This is a genomic window from Streptomyces sp. NBC_01474, assembly GCF_035918215.1.
Taxonomy (GTDB): Bacteria; Actinomycetota; Actinomycetes; order Streptomycetales; family Streptomycetaceae; genus Streptomyces; species Streptomyces aureus.
In genome coordinates, this window is the sequence record NZ_CP109449.1 from 891,956 (window position 1) to 911,880 (window position 19,925).

At 69.5% G+C, this 19,925-nt stretch carries 19 protein-coding genes; 9 read left to right on the top strand and 10 right to left on the bottom strand.

All coding sequences use genetic code 11. The features are described from left to right. Positions 1-21: 21 nt before the first annotated feature. On the top strand, positions 22-720 hold the full coding sequence (locus OG758_RS04335) for an alpha/beta hydrolase (RefSeq protein WP_326708691.1): 699 nt from the start codon (positions 22-24) through the stop codon (positions 718-720). 64 nt (positions 721-784) lie between these two features. Continuing rightward, positions 785-1,423, top strand: coding sequence for a GntR family transcriptional regulator (locus OG758_RS04340; protein ID WP_326708692.1), 639 nt, complete (start codon positions 785-787; stop codon positions 1,421-1,423). A 219-nt stretch (positions 1,424-1,642) separates the two neighbouring features. On the opposite strand, the gene OG758_RS04345 is transcribed toward OG758_RS04340, so the two are convergent. The 6 genes from OG758_RS04345 to OG758_RS04370 all read right to left on the bottom strand — a co-directional run bounded on the left by OG758_RS04345 (position 1,643) and on the right by OG758_RS04370 (position 8,832). Continuing rightward, positions 1,643-2,854 carry an amidohydrolase gene (locus tag OG758_RS04345; protein ID WP_326715800.1) on the bottom strand — a complete coding sequence of 404 codons (1,212 nt, stop codon included), beginning with the start codon at positions 2,852-2,854 and terminating at the stop codon, positions 1,643-1,645. 74 nt (positions 2,855-2,928) lie between these two features. After that, positions 2,929-3,933, bottom strand: coding sequence for an ABC transporter ATP-binding protein (locus OG758_RS04350; RefSeq protein WP_326708693.1), 1,005 nt, complete (start codon positions 3,931-3,933; stop codon positions 2,929-2,931). After that, positions 3,930-4,943, bottom strand: a complete 1,014-nt coding sequence (locus OG758_RS04355; protein ID WP_326708694.1) for an ABC transporter ATP-binding protein — start codon at positions 4,941-4,943, stop codon at positions 3,930-3,932. Before OG758_RS04355 ends, OG758_RS04350 begins: the two co-directional genes overlap by 4 nt. After that, positions 4,943-5,944, bottom strand: coding sequence for an ABC transporter permease (locus OG758_RS04360; RefSeq protein WP_326708695.1), 1,002 nt, complete (start codon positions 5,942-5,944; stop codon positions 4,943-4,945). The genes OG758_RS04355 and OG758_RS04360 overlap by 1 nt, the downstream gene beginning before the upstream one ends. 62 nt (positions 5,945-6,006) lie before the next feature. After that, entirely contained in the window at positions 6,007-7,725 is a 1,719-nt protein-coding gene (locus OG758_RS04365) for an ABC transporter substrate-binding protein (RefSeq protein ID WP_326708696.1), read from the bottom strand. A 99-nt stretch (positions 7,726-7,824) separates the two neighbouring features. Further along, complete coding sequence (locus OG758_RS04370) at positions 7,825-8,832, bottom strand: ABC transporter permease (protein ID WP_442810412.1); 1,008 nt, start codon at positions 8,830-8,832, stop codon at positions 7,825-7,827. Between the two features lie 349 nt (positions 8,833-9,181). Here OG758_RS04370 and OG758_RS04375 point away from each other — a divergent pair, with 349 nt between their 5' ends. Together OG758_RS04375 and OG758_RS04380 are read left to right on the top strand one after the other, a co-directional pair. Continuing rightward, entirely contained in the window at positions 9,182-10,648 is a 1,467-nt protein-coding gene (locus OG758_RS04375) for a chlorohydrolase family protein (protein ID WP_326708698.1), read from the top strand. 160 nt (positions 10,649-10,808) lie between these two features. After that, positions 10,809-11,564 (top strand): dienelactone hydrolase family protein, encoded by a 756-nt coding sequence (locus tag OG758_RS04380; protein ID WP_326708699.1) that lies wholly within the window; start codon positions 10,809-10,811, stop codon positions 11,562-11,564. Positions 11,565-11,993: 429 nt separating this feature from the next. Here the strand turns inward: OG758_RS04380 and OG758_RS04385 are convergent, their stop codons facing one another. Further along, positions 11,994-12,989: a GlxA family transcriptional regulator gene (locus OG758_RS04385; RefSeq protein WP_326708700.1), complete on the bottom strand. Its 996-nt coding sequence runs from the start codon at positions 12,987-12,989 to the stop codon at positions 11,994-11,996. A 126-nt stretch (positions 12,990-13,115) separates the two neighbouring features. Between OG758_RS04385 and OG758_RS04390 the strand changes: the two genes are divergently transcribed. Then, positions 13,116-14,048, top strand: a complete 933-nt coding sequence (locus OG758_RS04390; protein WP_326715801.1) for an NADP-dependent oxidoreductase — start codon at positions 13,116-13,118, stop codon at positions 14,046-14,048. A 17-nt stretch (positions 14,049-14,065) separates the two neighbouring features. Here the strand turns inward: OG758_RS04390 and OG758_RS04395 are convergent, their stop codons facing one another. Together OG758_RS04395 and OG758_RS04400 are read right to left on the bottom strand one after the other, a co-directional pair. Further along, positions 14,066-14,869 carry a VOC family protein gene (locus OG758_RS04395; RefSeq protein WP_326708701.1) on the bottom strand — a complete coding sequence of 268 codons (804 nt, stop codon included), beginning with the start codon at positions 14,867-14,869 and terminating at the stop codon, positions 14,066-14,068. Positions 14,870-14,995: 126 nt separating this feature from the next. Continuing rightward, on the bottom strand, positions 14,996-15,472 hold the full coding sequence (locus tag OG758_RS04400; RefSeq protein WP_326708702.1) for a carboxymuconolactone decarboxylase family protein: 477 nt from the start codon (positions 15,470-15,472) through the stop codon (positions 14,996-14,998). Between the two features lie 301 nt (positions 15,473-15,773). Here OG758_RS04400 and OG758_RS04405 point away from each other — a divergent pair, with 301 nt between their 5' ends. Beyond that, positions 15,774-16,124 carry a hypothetical protein gene (locus OG758_RS04405; protein ID WP_326708703.1) on the top strand — a complete coding sequence of 117 codons (351 nt, stop codon included), beginning with the start codon at positions 15,774-15,776 and terminating at the stop codon, positions 16,122-16,124. Positions 16,125-16,174: 50 nt separating this feature from the next. Here OG758_RS04405 and OG758_RS04410 read toward each other — a convergent pair whose 3' ends face one another. Next, positions 16,175-17,086 carry a serine hydrolase gene (locus OG758_RS04410; RefSeq protein ID WP_326708704.1) on the bottom strand — a complete coding sequence of 304 codons (912 nt, stop codon included), beginning with the start codon at positions 17,084-17,086 and terminating at the stop codon, positions 16,175-16,177. 466 nt (positions 17,087-17,552) lie between these two features. Between OG758_RS04410 and OG758_RS04415 the strand changes: the two genes are divergently transcribed. The 3 genes from OG758_RS04415 to OG758_RS04425 all read left to right on the top strand — a co-directional run bounded on the left by OG758_RS04415 (position 17,553) and on the right by OG758_RS04425 (position 19,894). Then, positions 17,553-18,206, top strand: coding sequence for a maleylpyruvate isomerase N-terminal domain-containing protein (locus OG758_RS04415; RefSeq protein WP_326708705.1), 654 nt, complete (start codon positions 17,553-17,555; stop codon positions 18,204-18,206). 236 nt (positions 18,207-18,442) lie between these two features. Next, positions 18,443-19,237, top strand: coding sequence for a 2OG-Fe(II) oxygenase (locus OG758_RS04420; protein ID WP_326708706.1), 795 nt, complete (start codon positions 18,443-18,445; stop codon positions 19,235-19,237). 150 nt (positions 19,238-19,387) lie between these two features. Next, positions 19,388-19,894 (top strand): methylated-DNA--[protein]-cysteine S-methyltransferase, encoded by a 507-nt coding sequence (locus tag OG758_RS04425; protein WP_326708707.1) that lies wholly within the window; start codon positions 19,388-19,390, stop codon positions 19,892-19,894. Positions 19,895-19,925: the final 31 nt, after the last annotated feature.

The following is a 19,925-nucleotide window of genomic DNA, read 5'->3' on the forward strand; positions in this document are numbered from 1 at the left end:
CATGGGCGGCAGAATCGTCGCATGCAGCAGCCGGTCTTCGTTCTCGTACACAGTCCCTCCGTGGGTCCCTCGACCTGGCACCCTGTGGCCGACCACCTCAAGGCGAGGGGTCACCAGGTGCGGGTGCCGTCCCTCCTGCACGTCGGCGTCGGTGTCCCGCCCTTCTGGCCCCGCGTCGTCAGCGCCGTCCGTGACGACCTCCGGCACGTTCCGGACGGCAGCCCCGTCACGTTGGTGGCACACAGCAACGCCGGCTTGTTCCTCCCCGTGATCCGCGCGGCGCTCGACCATCCGGTGGCCGGCTCGATCTTCGTCGATGCCGCGCTGCCGGCCCGGATCGGACCAACTCCTGTCGCACCACCGGAGTTGCTGGAGTTCCTCACCCCGATGGCCGTGAACGGCAGACTGCCGCGCTGGACGGACTGGTGGGACGAGGCCGACGTGGCACCCATGTTCTCCGATCCGGGGGTGCGTCGGACCGTCGTCGAGGAACAGCCCACTCTGCCGCTGTCCTACTACGAGCAGCACATCCCGGTCCCGGACGGGTGGGACGACCACCCGTGTTCCTACCTGCTCTTCGCCTCGCAGTACGAGGATGTCGCCGCCGAAGCGCGCGAGCGCGGCCTGCGCGTGGCACACCTGCCGGGCGAACACCTCCACCAGATCATCGACCCCGAAGCCACGGCACAGCACCTCATCGAGCTCGCCCGCACACCTTGATGCGCCGGCCGCCCCACCCCGACCGCACACCGAACGGTTCCGTTCACGTGCGAGACTCGGGGGTATGGCAGGTTCAGAGGAGTTCGAGCCGGAGTCGGAGCGCGTTACGCGGCAGCTCCGGGACGACATTCTCGATGGTGTGCGCAAACCCGGCAGCAAACTCGTCGAGCGCGAGCTGGCGGCACAGATAGGGGTGAGCCGCGTACCCGTTCGCGATGCCCTGCGCGTGCTCGTCGCCGAGGGCCTCGTCACTCCGCGACCGCGGACGTGGGCGGTCGTAAGGGAGTTCACACCTACGGACATCGCCGATCTGAACGAGGTCCGCGAGGCCCTTGAGGTGATGACCTTCCGTCTCGCCGCTCAGCGGGGTGACCGCGCCGGCCTCGGGCGGCTCCGCTCGAACCTCGACGAGGAACTCGCGGCCGCCGGGTCGGGCGACGCGGTTCGCGCCCGGCGCGCGGCAGCCGACTTCCACGAGACGGTGACGTCGATGGCGGCCAACGAGTTGCTGAGCGAACTCGAGGGTACGTTGCGCAGCCGGATGCGGTGGCTGCTGGGCAGGCACGACGACCTCCTCGCGATGGCGCTGGAGCACGAGGCCCTCTACGCCGCTGTCGCGGACCGCGACGTGGCACTCGTCGAGGAACTCGTCGTCGAGCACCTGGAGAACAGCCGCCGCGCCATCGCCGACAAGCGCCGCTGACCGCAGCTCGGGCCTTGTGCCGTGCCCGGAGAAGTCACCTCCCGGCCTGAGTTCACCCGTCATGCCCGCATTCCGGTCGACGATCACGGAGTCCCGCAACGTCGGTGATCAAGCAGGCGCGAGACGTGCGTCAGCCCTCCCCGGGCGACCCCGATCGACGTCAGGACATGGGGAGGGCTGATGCACCGGGTTCGACCGCAGGCCCGCCCAGGGCTCGGATCAGCTACGTACCAGCGCCAGTTGGTCGGCGACGACCACTCCGTCGTGCAGGACAGTGCGATCCGTGCCGCGGTCCATCACAGCGCTCGACGGTGTCTCGCCGTCGACAAGGAGCAGGTCGGCACGGTCACCGACCGCAAGGCCGGGCCGGTCGCCGACCCCGGCAAGGCGGGCGACGTCGTGGCTCATGATCGACGCCCCGCCCATCGTGGCGACCGCCAGGGACATCTCGATCAGCTCGTCACGGCGGAAGTTGTTGGTGAAGGCCAGCTGCCAGGTGCGGTCGAGCATGTCGCAGTTGCCGTACGGGCTCCAGTAGTCGCGCTGGCCGTCCTCGCCCAGGCCCACGCGGACGCCCGCCTCCGTCAGGTCCACCAGCGACAGCTGCCCGCGGGCCGACGGCGCCACGGTGGCCATCGCGATGTCGAGCTCGGCGAATTCGTCGATGATGCGGCGGCTCACCGACTCGGAGACCGAGCCCAGTTCATAGGCGTGGGACATCGTGACCTTGCCCTGCATGCCCAGTGCCCGCGTGCGCTCAAGAATCAGATCGGTGGAGAACACGCCCAGCTCGCCGGGCTCGTGCAGGTGGATGTCCACCTCGACCTGGTACTTGTCGGCGAGCCCGAACACGACGTCCAGGTGCCCCTTGGGATCCCGGTCCAGGGTGCAGGGATCGATGCCGCCCATCACGTCGGCGCCCGCCTTCAGCGAGGCCTCCAGGTATTCGGCGGTGCCCTTCTCGCGGAGGATGCCCGCCTGCGGGAACGTCATGATCTGGACCTCGGCCTGACCGGCGAACTTCTCCTTCGCGGCCACCACTGCCTCGAACTTCTCGAGCTTGCAGTCCACGTCGACCTGGGCGTACGACCGCACGCGGGTGGTGCCGCGCGCGATCATCCGCTCCAGGGTGCCGGCCACCCGCTCCACGAGGGGCACCTCCGCGGAGCGCCAGTTCTCCCGGTCGTTCATCGTCATCGTCCACACTCCCGGCCCGCCGGTGTGCGGCCGGAACGGCAGGCCGATCCGGGTCGAGTCCAGGTGCACGTGCACGTCGCTGAACGACGGCAGCAGCAGCCGGCCTCGGCCCTCCACCACTTCGCCGGACGGCTGCGCGGCCGGGTCGTGCGGGCGGATCGCCGCGATGCGGTCGCCGGACAGGACGACGTCGCTGCGCTCGCCACCCCACGGACGGACGTCACGGATCAACACTGCTGTCACCTTTCTGCTGTGCGTTGTGGTGCTCTGTTGCGCGGTACTGCTGTTCCTGTGGACAGGGGACCGGGTTACCGGGATGTCGTCGTCGCCAGCATCTCGGCCGCGACGTCGGCGTGGTGGCAGGCGATGTCGCCGCTCGGCACGCTCTCCGTGCACAACTGACGCCGCTGCGGGTCCAGTTGCGCATGCACGGGGCACCGGGACCGGAACACGCAGCCGCGCGGCGGGTCGGCCGGGCTGGGCAGATCGCCCTTCAGCCTGATCCGCCCGCTACGGTCCGCCGCCGGGTCGGGCTGCGGTACGGCGGACAGGAGCGCCCGCGTGTAGGGATGTTCCGGAGCGCCGAAGACCCGGGGGGTGTCGCCGTATTCCATGATCTTTCCGAGGTACATCACCGCGATGCGGTCGGCGAAGTGCTGGACAACGGACAGGTCGTGGGCGATGAAGAGGTAGGCCACCCCGGTGTCCCGCTGGATGTCCTCGAGGAGGTTGATGACCTGCGCCTGGACCGACACGTCCAGCGCGGACACCGGTTCGTCGCAGATGATGAGTTGCGGGTCCAGGGCGAGCGCCCGGGCGATGCCCACGCGCTGTTTCTGGCCGCCGGAGAACTCGTGCGGGAAGCGGTTGTAGTGGTCGGGGCGCAGCCCCACCCGGTCCATCAGGTCCCGCACCTTGGCCTTGACGCCGCCGGCCGGTGTGATCCGCTGGGCCAGGAGCGGTGCGGCGATCGCGCTGCCCACGGACTGGCGGGGGTTCAGCGACGACGACGGGTTCTGGAACACCATCTGCACCCGGCGCCGGTACTCCTGCAGTTCCGACGAACGCAGCTCGGCGATCTCCCGGCCGTCGAGCCGGACGCTCCCCGAAGTCGGCTCCAGGAGGCGCATGAGCAGACGGCCGGTGGTCGACTTGCCACAGCCGGACTCCCCCACCAGGCCGAGGGTCTGTCCGGCGTCGACGGAGAAGCTGACGCCGTCCACGGCCTTGATCGCACCGCCGCCGGGCCTGAAGCCACGGGAGCGGATCGGGAAGTGTTTGGTCAGGTCGGTGACCTCCAGCAGCGGCGTCATCGGGCCACCTCTCCGGTCGGTTGCAGCGTCTCGAGGTGGCACCGCGACGGGTGCCCGTCGAGGCCGGTCAGTGTCGGGCGGCGCGTACCGCAGGCGTCGTCGGGCACCAGGTGTGTCTTCGGACAGCGGTCGGCGAAGAGGCAGCCGTCGGGCAGCGCCAGCAGCGACGGCGGGAAGCCCGGGATGGGGTTGAGCCGTCCGGACCGCTGCGCCAGTGACGGCATCGAGGCCAGCAGCCCCTGGGTGTAGGGGTGTCGCGGGTCCTTGAAGAGGTTCGCGACGGTCGCCTGCTCCACGCACTCCCCGCCGTACATCACCACGACCTGGTGACACACCTCGGCGACCACGCCGAGGTCGTGGGTCACCAGGATCACGGAGGTCCCGGTCTCGTCCTGCAGCTCGTTGAGCAGGTCGAGGATCTGGGCCTGCACGGTGACGTCGAGGGCGGTGGTGGGTTCGTCGGCGATCAGCAGCTCGGGTTCGCAGACGAGTGCCATGGCGATCATCGCGCGCTGGCGCATGCCGCCGGAGAACTCGTGCGGGTAGGCGGCGTAGCGGCGCTTGGGGTCGGGGATGCCGACACGGCCGAGCATGTCGACGGCGACCTGCGCCGCGGCCTTCTTGGAGATGTCGTTGTGCACCCGGTAGGCCTCGGCGATCTGAGCGCCGACGGGGTAGAAGGGGTGCATGGCCGACAGCGGGTCCTGGAAGATCATCGCGATCTTCTTGCCGCGGTAGGCGCGCATCTGCGTCTCGGTGAGCGTGTTGAGATCCTGTCCGTCGAGGAGGATCTGTCCGGTGACCTCGGCTGTGGTGTCCTTGAGCAGGCCCATCAGCGCCTGGCTCGTGACGGTCTTGCCGGAGCCGGATTCGCCGACGATTCCGACGGTCTCCCCGCGCGCCAGGGTCAGGTCCATCCCGTTGACGGCGTGCACCACGCCGTCGTCGGTCGGGAAGCTCACCCGTAGATCGCGGATGGCCAGCATGGGCGCGGCTTCGGGCGTGGTCATCAGGCGACCCTCACTCGCGGGTCGATCACCGCGTAGGCGATGTCGACCAGGACGTTGGCGACAATGATGAAGAACGCGGCCATCATGGTGATGGCCATGGTGACCGGCAGGTCACCGGACTGCGCGGCGTGCACCGCGGTGAATCCGACACCCGGCACCGAGAAGATCTGCTCGGTGAGTACGGCTCCGCCCAGCAGGCCGCCGATGTCGAGGCCGAGCATGGTGACGACCGGAGTGATGCCGGCCCGCGCGCCGTGCTTGAACACGATGTTCCGCCGGGACAGTCCCTTCGCGCGGGCGGTGCGCATGAAGTCCTCGCCGAAGGTCTCCAGCATGTTGCTGCGGGTGACCCGGATGTACTGCGCGCTGAACAGCACGGCCAGCGCCACCCAGGGCAGCAGGTAGTTCAGGAGCCAGCCGCCGGGACCCGCCGCGTCGAACGGCGTCGCTATCTCGTTGGTGGTGAACGGCAGCAGGTGCAGCGTGCTGACGAACAGGAGCAGCAGCAACAGGCCCGTCACCGGAATGGGCAGCGATACGCCGACCGAGGCGCCGCCGACGATCAGCTTGTCGGCGAACCGGCCCTTGCGGAGCGCCGCGAGCAGGCCGAGGCCGACACCGGCGATGGTCCACAGCACGATCGCACCGCTGGCCACCGACAGTGTGTACGGCAGGGCCCGGCCGATGATCGTGGTGACGTCCTCGTTGGTCTGGAACGACTTGCCCAGGCACGGCCAGTTGCACAGGGTCTCGGCGCCGGGCGCGCCGACGGTGTGGCTGCTCACCAGCCCCGACATGTACGTGAAGTACTGGGTGAGGAACGGCTTGTCCATCCCGAGCGCGATCCGGGCCTCGGCGATGCGCTGCGGTGTGCACTCCTGACCGCAGGCCGCCGCGGCCGGGTCCGCCGGGCCGAGCTGGAACAGGCTGAACGTCACGAAGCTGATGACAAACAAGAGCACGATCATCGCGACGAAGCGCCGCATCAGGAAACCGGTCATGGGTGCGACCTGCCGGCTCGGGATGAACTCACCGTTCGATTACCTCTCTTGTGCAGCGTGCGTCAGTGCTCGGCGCCGACGATCGACAGGTCTATGGCGCCGAAGAAGTAACCCATCTGGGCGCCTCGGACCTTGGAGCCGACCACGCTGCTGGTGTAGCTGCGCACCAGCGGGACGAGCGGGTAGTCCTGCATGGTCCGGTCGAAGAGGGTGGCCCACTTCTTGCCCAGCTCCTCACTGGTCCCGTTGGTGCCGCGGAGCTTGTACATGGCGCGGGCGATCTTCGGGTCGTGGAAGCGCGGGATGTTGGAGAAGCCGTAGGTCTTGCCGTCCAGGCTCGGCCCCACGTTGGGGTCGACGGTGGTGCGCACCGAACCGCTGTCCGCGCCGCCGCACCAGCCGCTGCGGGCGATGTCCGGCATCTGGTCACCGGCCAGCACGGTGTAGTAGTTGGCGGCCGGGATCGGGCGCAGTTGCAGGTCGATGCCGAGCTTCTTGAAGTTCTGCTGGAGCACGGTGCCGACGTTCTTGTAGCGGGCGTTGGTGTCCGCGTAGCCGTAGACCAGCTTCTTCGGGACCTTCTTGCCCTTCAGGAGCTTCTTGGCCTCGTCCAGCTTCGGCTTGCCCGCGGGGTCCAGGTCGGTGTGCTGTGCGACGTAACCGCGCTGGGCGGGGTTGATGTACGACTGGGCCACCTTGCCGAAGCGTGCGCCGCCGTACTGGACCTGGATGGAGCCGCGGTCGATGGAGAGCGCCATCGCCTTGCGGACGTCGGGGTCCTTGATGGTCTCGGTGTTGAAGTTGAGCACGTCCGTGCAGCCCAGCAGACCGGCCGCGGTGCGCTTCTTGACCTTGGGGTCGTTGAGCTTGGCCGCGTCGGACGCCTGCAGTCCGCCGTTGCTGTCCAGCGTGATCGCCGTCGGGTCCGAGTCGGCGAGCAGCTGCTGGCTGATGGTGGCCTGGGCGGTGGACAGCGTGAAGGTGAACGTGTCGGGCAGGGCAGGCCTGTTGGGGTCGGTGGCCGGGTCCCACCGGTCGTTGCGCACCAGTTTCATCGAGCGTCCGCGGTCGTACGACTTGATCTTGTACGGGCCCGAGGAGACCGGATGGTTGGTGTAGTCGAGCTTGGTGTCCTTGTCCTTCGGCACCGGCGCCGTGTTCGACCGCGACACCAGCGCGGGGAACTCGGCGAACGGCTGCTTGAGGTGGAAGACGACGGTGTGGTCGTCCGGGGTGTCGATCGCCTTGAAGTCGCCGCCGGAGTACGGGCCCTTGTAGCCGTCGTCGGCCAGGGCCGAGTTCAGCTCCTGCGGTGCCTGGGTGTAGACGTCGCGGGCGTAGGTGCGCTCGACGCCGTACTTGATGGTCTTGCTGGTGATCGGTGTGCCGTCCTCGAACTTCAGACCCTTCTTGAGGGTGTAGGTCCAGGTGAGGCCGTCGGCGGAGGCCCTGCCCAGGTCGGTGGCCAGATCCGGCACGATGGTCGGGGGCCGGCCGGCGGTCTCCTTGGCCATGGTCAGGGTGCGGTAGTACAGCTGCCCGACGTTGGCGGTCTGGACGTAGTTGCTGTTGCCGGGGTCCAGGGTCTGGAAGTCCGAGGACATCAGGACGTTGATGTTCCCGCCCTTGGTGGCGTAGCCCTTCCCGACGGTCACCGGCGCGTAGGCGTCCGCCTTGGCTCCGGCTCTGTCACCGGGTGTGGGCTTGGGGCCGCCGCAGGCGGTGAGGGCCAGCCCGGCACTCACCGTCAGGGCGAGCGCCGTCTTGGTGCTTCTGTTCACTGCGTCTCCTTGCGGACGGGAAAGGGATGGCGCACGCATGGGCCGATCCGAGGTGGAGCAAAGGATGAGAGGTGGGGCAAAGGCTCAGAGGTGGGCGGATCAGCTTCGGGAGGACTTCGGGTCGAGGGCGTCCCGGACCGCGTCGCCGAGCAGGTTGAAGGCGAGCACGGTGATCACCAGTGCGCCGGCCGGGACGGCCAGGAACCACGGATCGGAGAGGTACCAGTTCCCCGACTGGGCCGCGTTGAGCATCTGGCCCCAGGAGGGCGTGGGGTCCTTGACCCCGACGCCGAGGAACGAGAGGGCCGCCTCCGCGGTGATGTTGGTGGGGATCATCATGGTCGCGTAGACCAGCACGACCCCCATGACGTTCGGGATGATCTGCCGGAAGGTGATGCTCCGGTGGGAGGCACCGTAGGCCTGCGCGGCCTCGACGAACTCCTGCTGCCGGATCGAGAGCACCTGGCCACGCACGACTCTCGCCAGGTACGCCCAGCCGAAGAAGCCGAGGATGATCACCAGTGAGGCGATCGGCACCAGGCTGCCCGAGTCGAGGGAGGTGCCCCGCAGCCGGGACTGGAGGATCGGGGTCAGCGACAGGACGAGCAGCAGGTGCGGGAAGGCCAGGAACAGGTCCATCACGCGGCTGATCACCATGTCGACCTTGCCGCCGAAGTATCCGGCGGCCGCGCCGAGCACGGTGCCGAGGACCACCGACACCACCGTCGACAGCAGCGCGATGGTGAGGGAGATCCTCGCGCCGTATGCCATGCGGGCGAAGATGTCGCGCCCGAGCCCTGGTTCGAGACCGAGCCAGTGCTCGCCGGCCGGGAAGCGGTAGTACGACAGCGGCAGGCCCGGTGTGTCGAAGTTGTCGAGGAATTCGGGCCCGGTCCGGGAGGTGAACGGGTCGGAGCCCTCGATGGCCACCAACACCGGGGCCAGGACGGCGAACAGCACCATCAAGGCCACGACGATCAGCGCGGCGACGGCGATCCGGCTGCGCCGAATGCGAAGCCATGCCGTGCCGAGCAGCGATCGCGCGGTGGCGATCTCGGCGGTCGGCTCGCGCTCGCTTGGTGCGGCCTCGGACTCCGGTGAAGGCAGGGTGGCCACCTGCCCTTCGGAGGGCTCCGGCGCGCTGGCGCGGCGCGTCCGACTCGTCGACTCATGCGGATCCGGCACGTCGATCCTTCGGTGCTCGGGGGTGTGGGTGGCCGGAACGGTATACCAAGAATCACGGTTTCCACCAGGGTGATGTGACATCCGGTGCAGCACCGTTGCTCAGACCACAAATCAGTCTTACTTCCCTTGTCATCGCCGGGTTATGGTCATGCGGAGCACGGCGCGAGCACGGCGCCGGCAACCCGTGCGACGGTGCGGCGCAGCCACCCGCACCCCGGGACTTCGGTGGCTGATTCGCCTACTTGGTGTACCAAATCTGAGAGGGATGTCGATGAGAACCTTGGTGACCGCTTCCTGGGTGATCGCCCACGACGGAAGCTCGCACGTGGAGATCGCCGACGGAGCCGTGCTGATCGACGGCGACACGATCGTCGACGTGGGTGCGCGCACCGAACTCGCCCGCCACCAGGCCGACGAACACATCGACCTCGGTGACGCGGTGATCACTCCCGGCCTCATCGACCTCGACGCACTCACCGACATCGACCACCTGATCCTGGACTCCTGGGCGTCCCCGGACCTGTCCTCGGGGTTCACCTGGTCGACGGACTACTTCACCGCGCCCCGGGCCGTGTTCGACGCAGCGCAACGGCGCACGGTGCGCGAGTACGCGCTGGCCCAGCTCGTCCTGCACGGCGTCACCAGCTACATGCCGATCGCCTCCGAGGTGCACAGCGACTGGGCCGAGACGTTCGAGGACTTCGTGGCCATGGCCGAGGTGTCCACGAAGCTGGGTCTGCGCGCCTTCCTCGGGCCGTCGTTCCGGTCCGGCGTCAACGTGATCGGCGCGGACGGCAAGCGCACGGTGCAGTTCGACGAGAAGGCGGGCCGGCGCGGCCTCGCCGACGCGCTGCGCTTCCTGGACCACACCTCACAACTCGCCGATCCGCTGGTGACCGGAGTCCTGCTCCCCTGCCGGATCGAGACACTCACCCCGGACCTCCTGCGCGACCTCGCCCGGGCCGCACACGAACGCGGCGCGCTGGTACGCCTGCACGCCCTGCAGGGCATGTCCGAGCGCGACTTCATCCAGCACACCTACGGGCGTACGCCGCTTCAACTCATCGCCGAATCAGGGCTGTTGTCGGACCGGCTGATCGTTCCGCACGGAGTGGTGCTGGACGTACACCCGGAAGTGCTCGGAGCCGACACCGGAGATGTCGCGGTGCTCGCCGACGCAGGTGTGTCGATCGTGCACTGCCCGCTGACCAACGCCCGGTACGCCCACAACCTGCACACGTTCGGCGCCTACCGGGCGCGGGGAGTGAACCTGTGTCTCGGCACGGACTCCTTCCCGCCGGACCTGATCCGGGGAATCGACGTGGGCACCCAGGTCGCCAAGATCCAGGCCGGCGACCTGGGCCAGGGCCACCTCGCCGGCTACTTCGAAGCGCTCTGGACCGGTGGCGCGAGCGCACTGCACCGGCCGGACCTGGGCCGCCTGGCCGCGGGGGCCACCGCCGACCTCGCGGCGTTCGCCCTCGACGACTTCCGCATGGGCGTCACCGAGGATCCGCTGCGCACCCTCGTGCTCAACGGCACCGCGCGCGACGCGGTCCTGACGATGGTCGCGGGCAAGGTCGTCATGCGCGACGGCTCGATCCCCGGCGTCGACCTCCCCGCCCTGAGGCGCGCCGGGCAGGAGCTGTTCGACGTGATGCGCGCGGCGTATCCGGAGCGGGACCACCGCCGTCGCCCGGTGGACGAACTCTTCCCTCCGGTGTTTCCGCGGGGGTAGGGACTTGGCCCCTCCCTCGTCGATAATCGCCGGCGCGGCACGCCACCCCCTGGTGGAGTGATCGGCAGCGGCCCGGACTTGCACGTCCTGTCGGGCAACGACTGGTACCGACTCGGCCTGGAGGACATCCCCCAGGCGACTCCCTGAGAGACTGCACGTCATGACCGCCACACGCAGCACCACTGTCGAGATCCCCACCGGGGACGGCACCGCCGACGCCTATCTCGCCCACCCCGACGACGATGCCGCCCACCCGGCCGTCCTGCTCTACATGGATGCCTTCGGGCTGCGCCCCCAGCTCAGGGCGATGGCCGACCGTCTCGCGGCGGCCGGCTACACCGTGCTCGTCCCCAACGTGTTCTACCGTCACGGCCGGGCGCCGGTCGTGGCGCTGCCCGACTTCATCACCGACGCCGAGCGGCCGGCGCTGTTCGAGCAGATCGTCCCCCTCATGGGCGACCTGACCGCGGACGCGGTGGCACGCGACTCCGCCGCCTACCTGTCCTGGCTGGCCGACTCCCCCGCGGCCGCCGCCGGCCCCGTCGGCGTCACCGGTTACTGCCTGGGCGCCCGCCTGGCCCTGCTCACCGCGGGCAGCCATCCCGAGAGGGTCGCGGCGGCGGCCGGCTTCCACGGCGCGGGCCTGGCCACCGACGACCCCACGAGCCCCCACCTCCTCGCCGGCCGGATCACCGCGGAGCTCTGCTTCGGTCACGCCGACGAGGACCCGGCCATGCCGCCCGAGCAGATCGAACGCCTCGACAAGGCGCTCACCGCGGCGGGCGTCCGTCACCATTCCGAGGTCTACACGGGCGCCCACCACGGCTTCACCATGGCGGACACCAACCGCTTCGACGCCGAGGCCGCGGAACGGCACTGGAGCGCGCTGCTCGACCTGTTGGACCGCAGCCTCTGATTCCGCGTCGAGCGACTGGGACCTTCAGGCCGCGACCGTCCTGCGCGTAACCTCGGCGAATTCGGCGCGCAGCGCCGGGAAGCGGGGGTCTCCGCGCAGTGCGGCCACGTCCCTGGTCGTCTCGCGGGAGAACGGACCGTCACCTCGTCGATCACACGGCCCGGGGCCTCCGCATGATGAGGACGCGGGAGCCGAACAGGACGGTCTCCTAGGCGGAGTGCGTGACGAACAGGAACGGCTGTTCCCGTGACCGCGGCCGGTGTCCTCACCTCCTCCTGGCTGCGCACCCCCGACCCTGACGCGCCGCTGCCCAACACGCCTGCCACGCCTGACGCACCGGCACCGGGCACACCTGCCGGGTCGTCTTCCAAGACCATGACCATGCGAGACCTCACCCGGCCGCCAGATCAACGCACCGGGGCACTACACCTAACGCGCTGCCTGGAACGTGCGCCGGTACGCAAGTGGCGAGACGCCGATCGCGGCGTGCAGATGCTGTCGCAGTGACGCGGCCGTGGCGAAGCCCACTTCACCGGCGATCCGGTCCACCGGCAGATCGCTGGACTCCAGCAGATGACGCGCCCTCGCCACCCGCTGCTGGGTGAGCCACCGGCCGGGGCTCATCCCGGCCTCGTCACGGAACCGGCGGGCGAACGTCCGCAGACTCATCTGCGCATGGTCCGCGAGCTCGGCCAGCGTCAGCGGCAGGTCGAGGTGGTCGAGTGCCCACTCCCTGGTGGCTGCCGTACCGGCGACGGACGCCTCGGGAACGGGCTGCTCGATGTACTGCGCCTGCCCCCCTTCGCGCCAGGGCGGCACCACACATCTCCGCGCCACCTGGTTGGCCACCTCGGCGCCGAAGTCCTGTCGTACGACGTGGAGGCAGACGTCCACGCCGGCGCCCGCGCCGGCCGAGGTGAGGATGTCACCGTCCTCGACGAAGAGCACATCGGGGTCGAGCTTCACCTGCGGGAAAAGACGCCGGAACCGGTCGGCCAGGAGCCAGTGCGTGGTGGCCCGACGGCCGTCGAGCAGACCGGCCGCCGCGAGGACGAAGGCGCCGGTGCAGATGGACATGATGCGAGTGCCGGGCGGGATGTGCGCGAGCGCGGCGGCCACCGGGCCCGGCAGCACGGCCTCGTTGGGCGGGTACTCGTCGACCGGCGGGATCACCACGGTGTCGGCCTCGGCCAGCGCTTCGGGGCCGTGCTCGACGGTGATGAGGAAATCGGCGTCCGTGCGCACCGGGCCCCCGTCGACACTGCAGGTGCGGATCTCGTACCTGCCGTCCGCGGCACCGAAGATCCGCCGCGGAATGCCCAGCTCGAACGGGTGCACCCCGTCGAGCGCGAGCACCACGACCCTGTGCACACCGCCAAGACCGCCGACTCCAGCAACGTCGCTGCCATCCCTGCCACCACTCATGGCACGATTCTATCGAAGGGTGGCAGTCATGCCATTTTCCCGGGCGATCGGCCACGGCACGCTGGAGCCGTGAGCACTTCAGAGACCACCGCACCCACCACCCCCGTCACGCCCGCCGTACCCACCATGCGGGCCATCAGCCAGGACACCCTCGGCGGCCCCGAGGTACTGAAGGAGGTCGAGCGCGAACGCCCGGCACCGGGACTGAGCGAGATCCTTGTCAGGGTCCATGCCGCAGGCGTCAACCCGACCGACTGGAAGCACCGGGCGCACGGCATCTTCCTCGGCGAACCGCCGTTCGTCCTGGGCTGGGACGTGTCCGGCGTCGTCGAGGAGACGGGTCTCGGTGTGAGCCTGTTCAAGCCGGGCGACGAGGTATTCGGCATGCTGCCCTACCCGCACGGTGTGGGCGCGCACGCCGAGTACGTCACCGCGCCCGCCCGCGCCTTCGCGCACAAGCCGTCCGAGGTCGACCACGTGCAGGCGGGCGCCGTTCCGCTCGCCGCTCTGACCGCCTGGCAGGCCCTGGTCGACACGGCGCAGGTGCAGCCGGGGCAGCGCGTCCTGATCCACGCCGCGGCCGGCGGCGTCGGCCATCTCGCCGTGCAGATCGCCAAGGCGCGCGGGGCGTACGTGATCGGCACGGCCAGCGCGGCCAAGCACGACTTCGTGCGCGGCCTGGGCGCCGACGAACTGATCGACTACCGGACGACCGACTTCACCGAGGCGGTCCGCGACGTGGACGTCGTCCTGGACACCATCGGCGGCGACTACCGCACCCGGTCCCTGCCCACGCTGCGCCCGGGCGGTCTGCTGGTCTCCATCCTGCCGACCGGCACCACGGAGCTGGCCGAGCAGGCCGAGCGGCTCGGCGTGCGGGGCGTGGAGATGGTCGTGGAGGCCGACCACGCCGGAATGAACGCGATCGCCGACCTCATCGCCAAGGGCACGCTCCGCGCGACGATCGCCGGCACCTTCCCGCTCGCCGAGGCCGCCGAGGCACACGAGCTGGGCGAGACGGGCCGCACGACCGGCAAGCTGGTCCTCGTCGTGCGCTGATCACGTCCGCTCGTCCGTCAGCCCATGGTCGGGTCGCCCTTGATGAGGGCGAAGGTGGCGCCGAACGGGTCCTTGACCATGGCCATGCGGCCGACACCGGGCACGTCCATGGGCGGGAAGAGCGTCGTGGCACCGCGCTCGGTGGCGGCCGCGTAGGTCGCGTCGCAGTCCTCGACGCCGAAGTACGGGTGCCACTCGGCGCCGGACCCGGCGTCGAGGTTCTCCTGCCGGAGCTGCATGATGCCGCCGTGGCCCGCCTCACCCACGTCCGCGGAGCCCGCGGGGGCGACGACGGTGTACGGGGGGCCGCCGTCGCCCGTCGGCATGTCCTGGTACTGCCAGGAGAACACCTGGCGGTAGAAATCCTTGGCCGCGCCGGCGTCGGTCGCGTAGAGCTCGGTCCAGCACAGGGCGTTGGGCTGCATGACCGTTTCGAGACCCTGGACGTCACCGGGCTGCCAGACCGCGAACCGCGCACCGGCCGGATCCGTGAACGCGGCCATTCGTCCCGCCGTGAAGACATCACCGGGCGGAACGCGGACCGTGCCTCCGGCCGCATCGACCGCCTTGGCGACACCGTCGGCGTCAGGGGTGCTGAAGTAGACCGTCCAAGAAGGGGAAGCGCCCTCCTCGGTCAGTGGACCGGCTGCGGCCACGCTCTTGCCGTCGAGCTGGAAGAAGCCGTAGCCGCCGCCTTCCGGCCCGGCGGACTGGAACGTCCAGCCGAAGACACCGCCGTAGAACGAGGCGGCCTCGTCCGCATCCGGCACACCGAGGTCGAGCCAGTTCGGCGCGCCCGGTACGTACGTCGTCGAAAGCATGATCACGCCTTTCGTGTACTGACGAATCCCGATGCAGGCCAGCCTGGCAGCCCTCACTGACAATCGCCGCTCGACACACGGCCTCCGCAGATCGCAGGCGGTGCCTGCGACCTGCGGAGGTGCCGGTTACCCGAACTGGCCGGGCTGGTAGTCGCCGGCGGGCTGCTGGACGAGGACGTTCACGCGGTTGTAGGCGTTGATCAGGGCGATGAGGGACACCAGCGCGGTGAGCTGGTCCTCGTCGTAGTACTTGGCCGCGTTCGCCCAGGCCTCGTCCGAGACACCGCCACTCGCGTCGGCGATACGGGTGCCCTGCTCGGTCAGCTCCAGGGCGGCGCGCTCGGCATCGTTGAACACCTTCGCCTCACGCCACGCCGCGACCATGTTGAGGCGCGTCTGGTCCTCCCCGGCCGCCGTGGCGTCCTTGGTGTGCATGTCGGTGCAGAAACTGCAGCCGTTGATCTGGCTGGCACGGATCTTCACCAGCTCCTGTGTGGCAGCAGGAAGCGTCGAGTCCGTCACCACCTTGCCGCCCGAGTTGATGTGCTTCAGGACCTTGGCCCCGACCTGGTTGGCGAAGAGGTTCAGGCGGGCTTCTTCCATGGCGAGCTCCTAGTTCGTGCCGGTGGTTTCATCCCTCTGACGGAGCGCCTCGGCACGATGTGACGAGTCCAGATGTGACGCGCGCCACACAGGCCTTCCAGGCCCGGGCGCCGGTGGTGAGAGCGCCGCCCTCGGCGTCCCGTTAGGCAGTCTGCACGTCCGGCCCGGGTATCGCATGACGGGAGCGCGGATCACGGGGAGGGAGGGGAAGAGAGAGCGATGCCGGGCGCCGCCGTTCGTCAGCGGATACCGAGTGCCGTCCGGCAGACCGCACTCCGCCGGATCCCGGTAGCTTGGCCCCATGCCCTCTGCACTTGTTGTCGGTTACGACCCGGAGGCGATTCCCGGCCTCGATGCGGGAGCCCTTCGCAAGGGTCTTGACGAGGAGTTGGACCGGTTCGGCGAACACGGCATCGATGCGGCCATGGCGCTGGTCGTGTTCGACGATTCCGCCGAGTCCGTCCTCGTCGCGGCGCTGACGGAGCGCCCGTGGGACGTGGTGGTCGTAGGCGGTGGGATCCGCAAGGCGGAGCAGTTGTTGCCGCTCCTTGAAGAGATCATGAACCTGATCCGCCTCCATGCGCCCCAGGCCGCGATCGCGTTCAACACGAACGGCGGCGACAGCGTCGAGGCGGCACTGCGCCGGATGTGAGTCCGGCCGGCGCGGACGTAGTAGGCGGGGCGGGGCGGAGCGGGAGGCCGCTAGGAAGCCTTCTCCAGGTTCAGGTCACGGTTGATGACGCGAGCCGCGCGCTCGACGGTCGTGACGCCGTTCTCCATCGTGCGGTTGCCGTGGGAGAGCACGGCCATTCCGTAGTCGTGGCCGCCGCCGGTGAACACGCCGACACTGTGCACACGCCAGCCGTTGGTCGACAGCGGCAGCCAGCCGTTCTTGACGTGAACGGTCGCCGTGCCCGGCGCACCGGCCGGCGTTCCCCAGCGCTGATCCGGGACGACACGGTTCATCAGCCGCAGGGCATAGGCCCGGGCGCGCTCGCCGAGCACGTGGTTGTCCGAGGTCAGCAGGCGGAGGAGCTTCACCTGGTCGCCGGCCGTGATCTGGGTGCGGCCCCACGTGGCCTGCGGGCCGGGCACCGTGTCCCGCATCCCGGCCAGGTCGAGGAAGTGCTGGATGCCGGCGTGGCCGAGCTGGTGCCAGAGGGCGTTCGTAGCGGCGTTGTCCGACTTGGTGATCATGGCTGTGGTCAGGTCGACCTCGCGCGAGGTCAGGAGACGGTGCTCCTCCGCGGCCTGGCGCAGCAGCGCGCCGAGGATCGTGACCTTGACCACGCTCGCCGAGTCGAAGGCGGTGCTCGCCCGGAACGTGCACGAGGTGGCCGTGGTCCGGTCGTAGAGCGCGAGCGCCGAGGCCTTGCCGTGCCCGTGGAGCGCGGTGGCTATGTCGCGCTCCAGGCGGTCCGCCAGTCCGGGCTGGTCCGAGGTGCACGTCACCGGGGAGCCTTCGACACTCGTACCGGCACTGCTCGTACCAGCCGCCGCGCCCGCCTGGACAGGGGCGGCGGCCGCGAGGGCGGTGAGCGCCGAGCCGGCGGCGAGGGCCGCGGCCAGTCCCTGCTTCGCGCGTCGCGTCAGCGGCATGTGCGTTCCCGGCATGGAGGTTCCGTCCTGCTCTGTGTCTGCGGTCGCATCGGCAGGTGGTGCTCGCCGTCGGCGGCGAGGCCGACGTCCTGCGACACGGTCGGAGCTTCGGTCGATGCCCCGCACCGGGGCTTCGCGCCCGTCGGTGGGGAGATCCGTCCGTTGCACTCGGTGTGCGGCGCTTCCTCGCGCGCACCGGGTGGTCGGCCGTCGGATGAGCGACCCGGATCCCGAATGACGGCGACGCTACAGGGATGAAGCAGTCGGCCGAGCGAAGCGTGAGCCGATATGTCAGCTATGGGCGTTTTGGCGGCGTGTGATGTTGTTCATTGCCGGATTTGTCACCAAAGCGGCGATCGGCTCGGCGGACGGGGAGTGCGGGGAAGGGTCATATGGCCAGCGGTCGGCGTGGATGCCGGGCCTCCACGCACCACCCCGCATACGCTTGTCCGCCCTTCCGCGCCCGCATTACGGTGCAGCGGTGGATCTCTTCTCACGCTCCTGGACGGCATTGCGCACCGCCGTCGCCGACGTCCCGGACGAGGACTTCGAGCGGCTCTCCGGCTGTACGGGCTGGCTCGTGCGGGATCTCGTGTGCCACCTGGTCATCGGCGCGCAGGACGTCCTGATCACCCTGGTCACGCCGGCGGACTCCGAACCGACCGTGGACGCGGTCACGTACTGGGGCATCGTCGAACCCCCGACCGGCGAGGACCCGCTCGACGCGCTGATCCCCCGGCTGGCCGCCGCCTACGGCGAGCCTCGATTGCTCAAGTTCCACTTCGACGACGTCGGTTCCGCGGCGGGCCGCGCCGCTCAGCTCGCCGATCCCGCCGCCCGCGTCAGCACACGCGACGAGGTCCTGACCGTCGGCGACTTCCTGTCCGCGTACGTCCTCGAATGGACCATGCACCACCTCGACCTGATCGCGCACCTGCCGTCCGCCGCCGAGCCGCCCGCCGAGACCCTCGCGTCGGTTCGCTCGACGCTGGAGAAGATCGCCGGGACTCCGTTCCCCACCTCGTTCTCCGACACGGACGCGCTGCTGATCAGCACCGGCCGCCGCTCGCCGACCGACGCGGAGAAGGCCGCACTGGGCGAATTCGCCGCGAGGCTCCCGCTCGTCATCGGCTGAGTGAGAGGTTGCGCGGCAGACACGACCGGTTCGGTAGCACGCACCACTCCAGGCAGACATGGCCTCGCGCCAACGCGACGTCCGAATGCCGCCAGCGTTCGCTCGCACCGGCAGCGAGTATCGGTCACGCCGAAGGTGCCCGCCTGCGGTCACACGTCGCACTGTGACGCCTCGCCCGCACCCGGCGGGCCAGCACCTCGGGCCCGTCCCGTACCGCCGCGCGAGAGACCCCTGCCTTGACCCAGCCGAACCAGCACACCCCCGCCCCGGACACTCTCTTCAGCGACCACGCGCCGGCCGGCGCACCGCCCCGCATTCCGCACAGCCGAACAATCCCGGCACTCGGCGAACTCAACTGGGCCGATCTGTACGGGCAGTTGAACGACGAGGGCGTCGCCGTCACCCCGCCACTGCTCGCCCGCGAACAGTGCCAGGAGATCATCGACACGTTCGGGGAACCCGGGCTGTTCCGGTCCACCGTGGTCATGCAGCGCCACCAGTTCGGCCGCGGCACGTACAAGTACTACGCCGATCCCGCCGCCGTACCGCTCGTCCAGACCCTTCGCGAGCGGCTCTACCCGCCGATGGCGTGGATGGCCAACCAGTGGGCGCCTCAACTCGGCGAACGCACCTTCCCCGGCACGCTGGACGAGCTGATCGACGAGTGCGCGGACAACGGTCAGAAGCGCCCCACTCCGCTGATCCTGCAGTACGGCGAGGGCGACTACGCCTGCCTTCACCAGGACATCTACGGCGACATCGTCTTCCCGCTGCAGATCGCCGTCATGCTCAACCAGCCCGGCGAGGACTTCACGGGCGGCGAGAACGTGTTCGTCGAGCAGCGCCCCCGCTTCCAGTCCCGCGCCATGGTGGTCAAGCCGCGGCTCGGCCAGGGAATGATCTTCCCGGTCCGTCACCGTCCGGTCCGCGGCAAGAACGGGTTCCGCCGTCACCCCATGCGGCACGGCACGAACGCCGTCGAGTCCGGACACCGCAACACCCTCGGTCTCATCTTCCACAACGCCCGCTGACCGTCCGCGACCGGCCCGCCGCCACCTCTGACAACAAGGCAGCGACCTCCGTCAGCGTGATGTCCGAATCCCGCCAGACATAGCGGCGCATAAGGCGCAGAGTTGGCATCAGGACACCACCGTACGAGGAGAACCGGAAGGAACAGAGCCATGACCGTCTACACGACGCTCGACAGCCCGCTGGGTGAACTGCTGCTCGTGGGCGAGGAGTCGGCCACCGCGAAGGGCGGCACCGCACTTGCCGCGCTGACCGTACCGGGCCGGAAGAGCGGCGCCGTCGTCCAGGACGACTGGGCCGAGGACGCGGACGCGTTCGCCGAGATCACCGTCCAACTGCGCTCGTACTTCGACGGCAGGCTCACGCACTTCGACATCGAGTACACCGGCAGCGGCTCGGAGTTCCAGCAGCGGGTGTGGAAGGCGCTGGAAGCCATCCCCTACGGCAGCACCCTGACCTACGGCGACATCGCCGCGCACATCGGCGCCCCGAAGGCCGCCGTCCGCGCCGTGGGTACGGCGATCGGCGCGAACCCGCTGCTCGTCGTACGCCCCTGCCACCGCGTGATCGGCGCCAACGGGGCCCTCACCGGTTACGCGGGTGGCCTTGAGCGCAAGCGGCAGCTCCTGGACCTGGAGAGCCATCGCCGGACCGCCTGAACGTAAGACCTCCCGAACGCGCGGACCACCT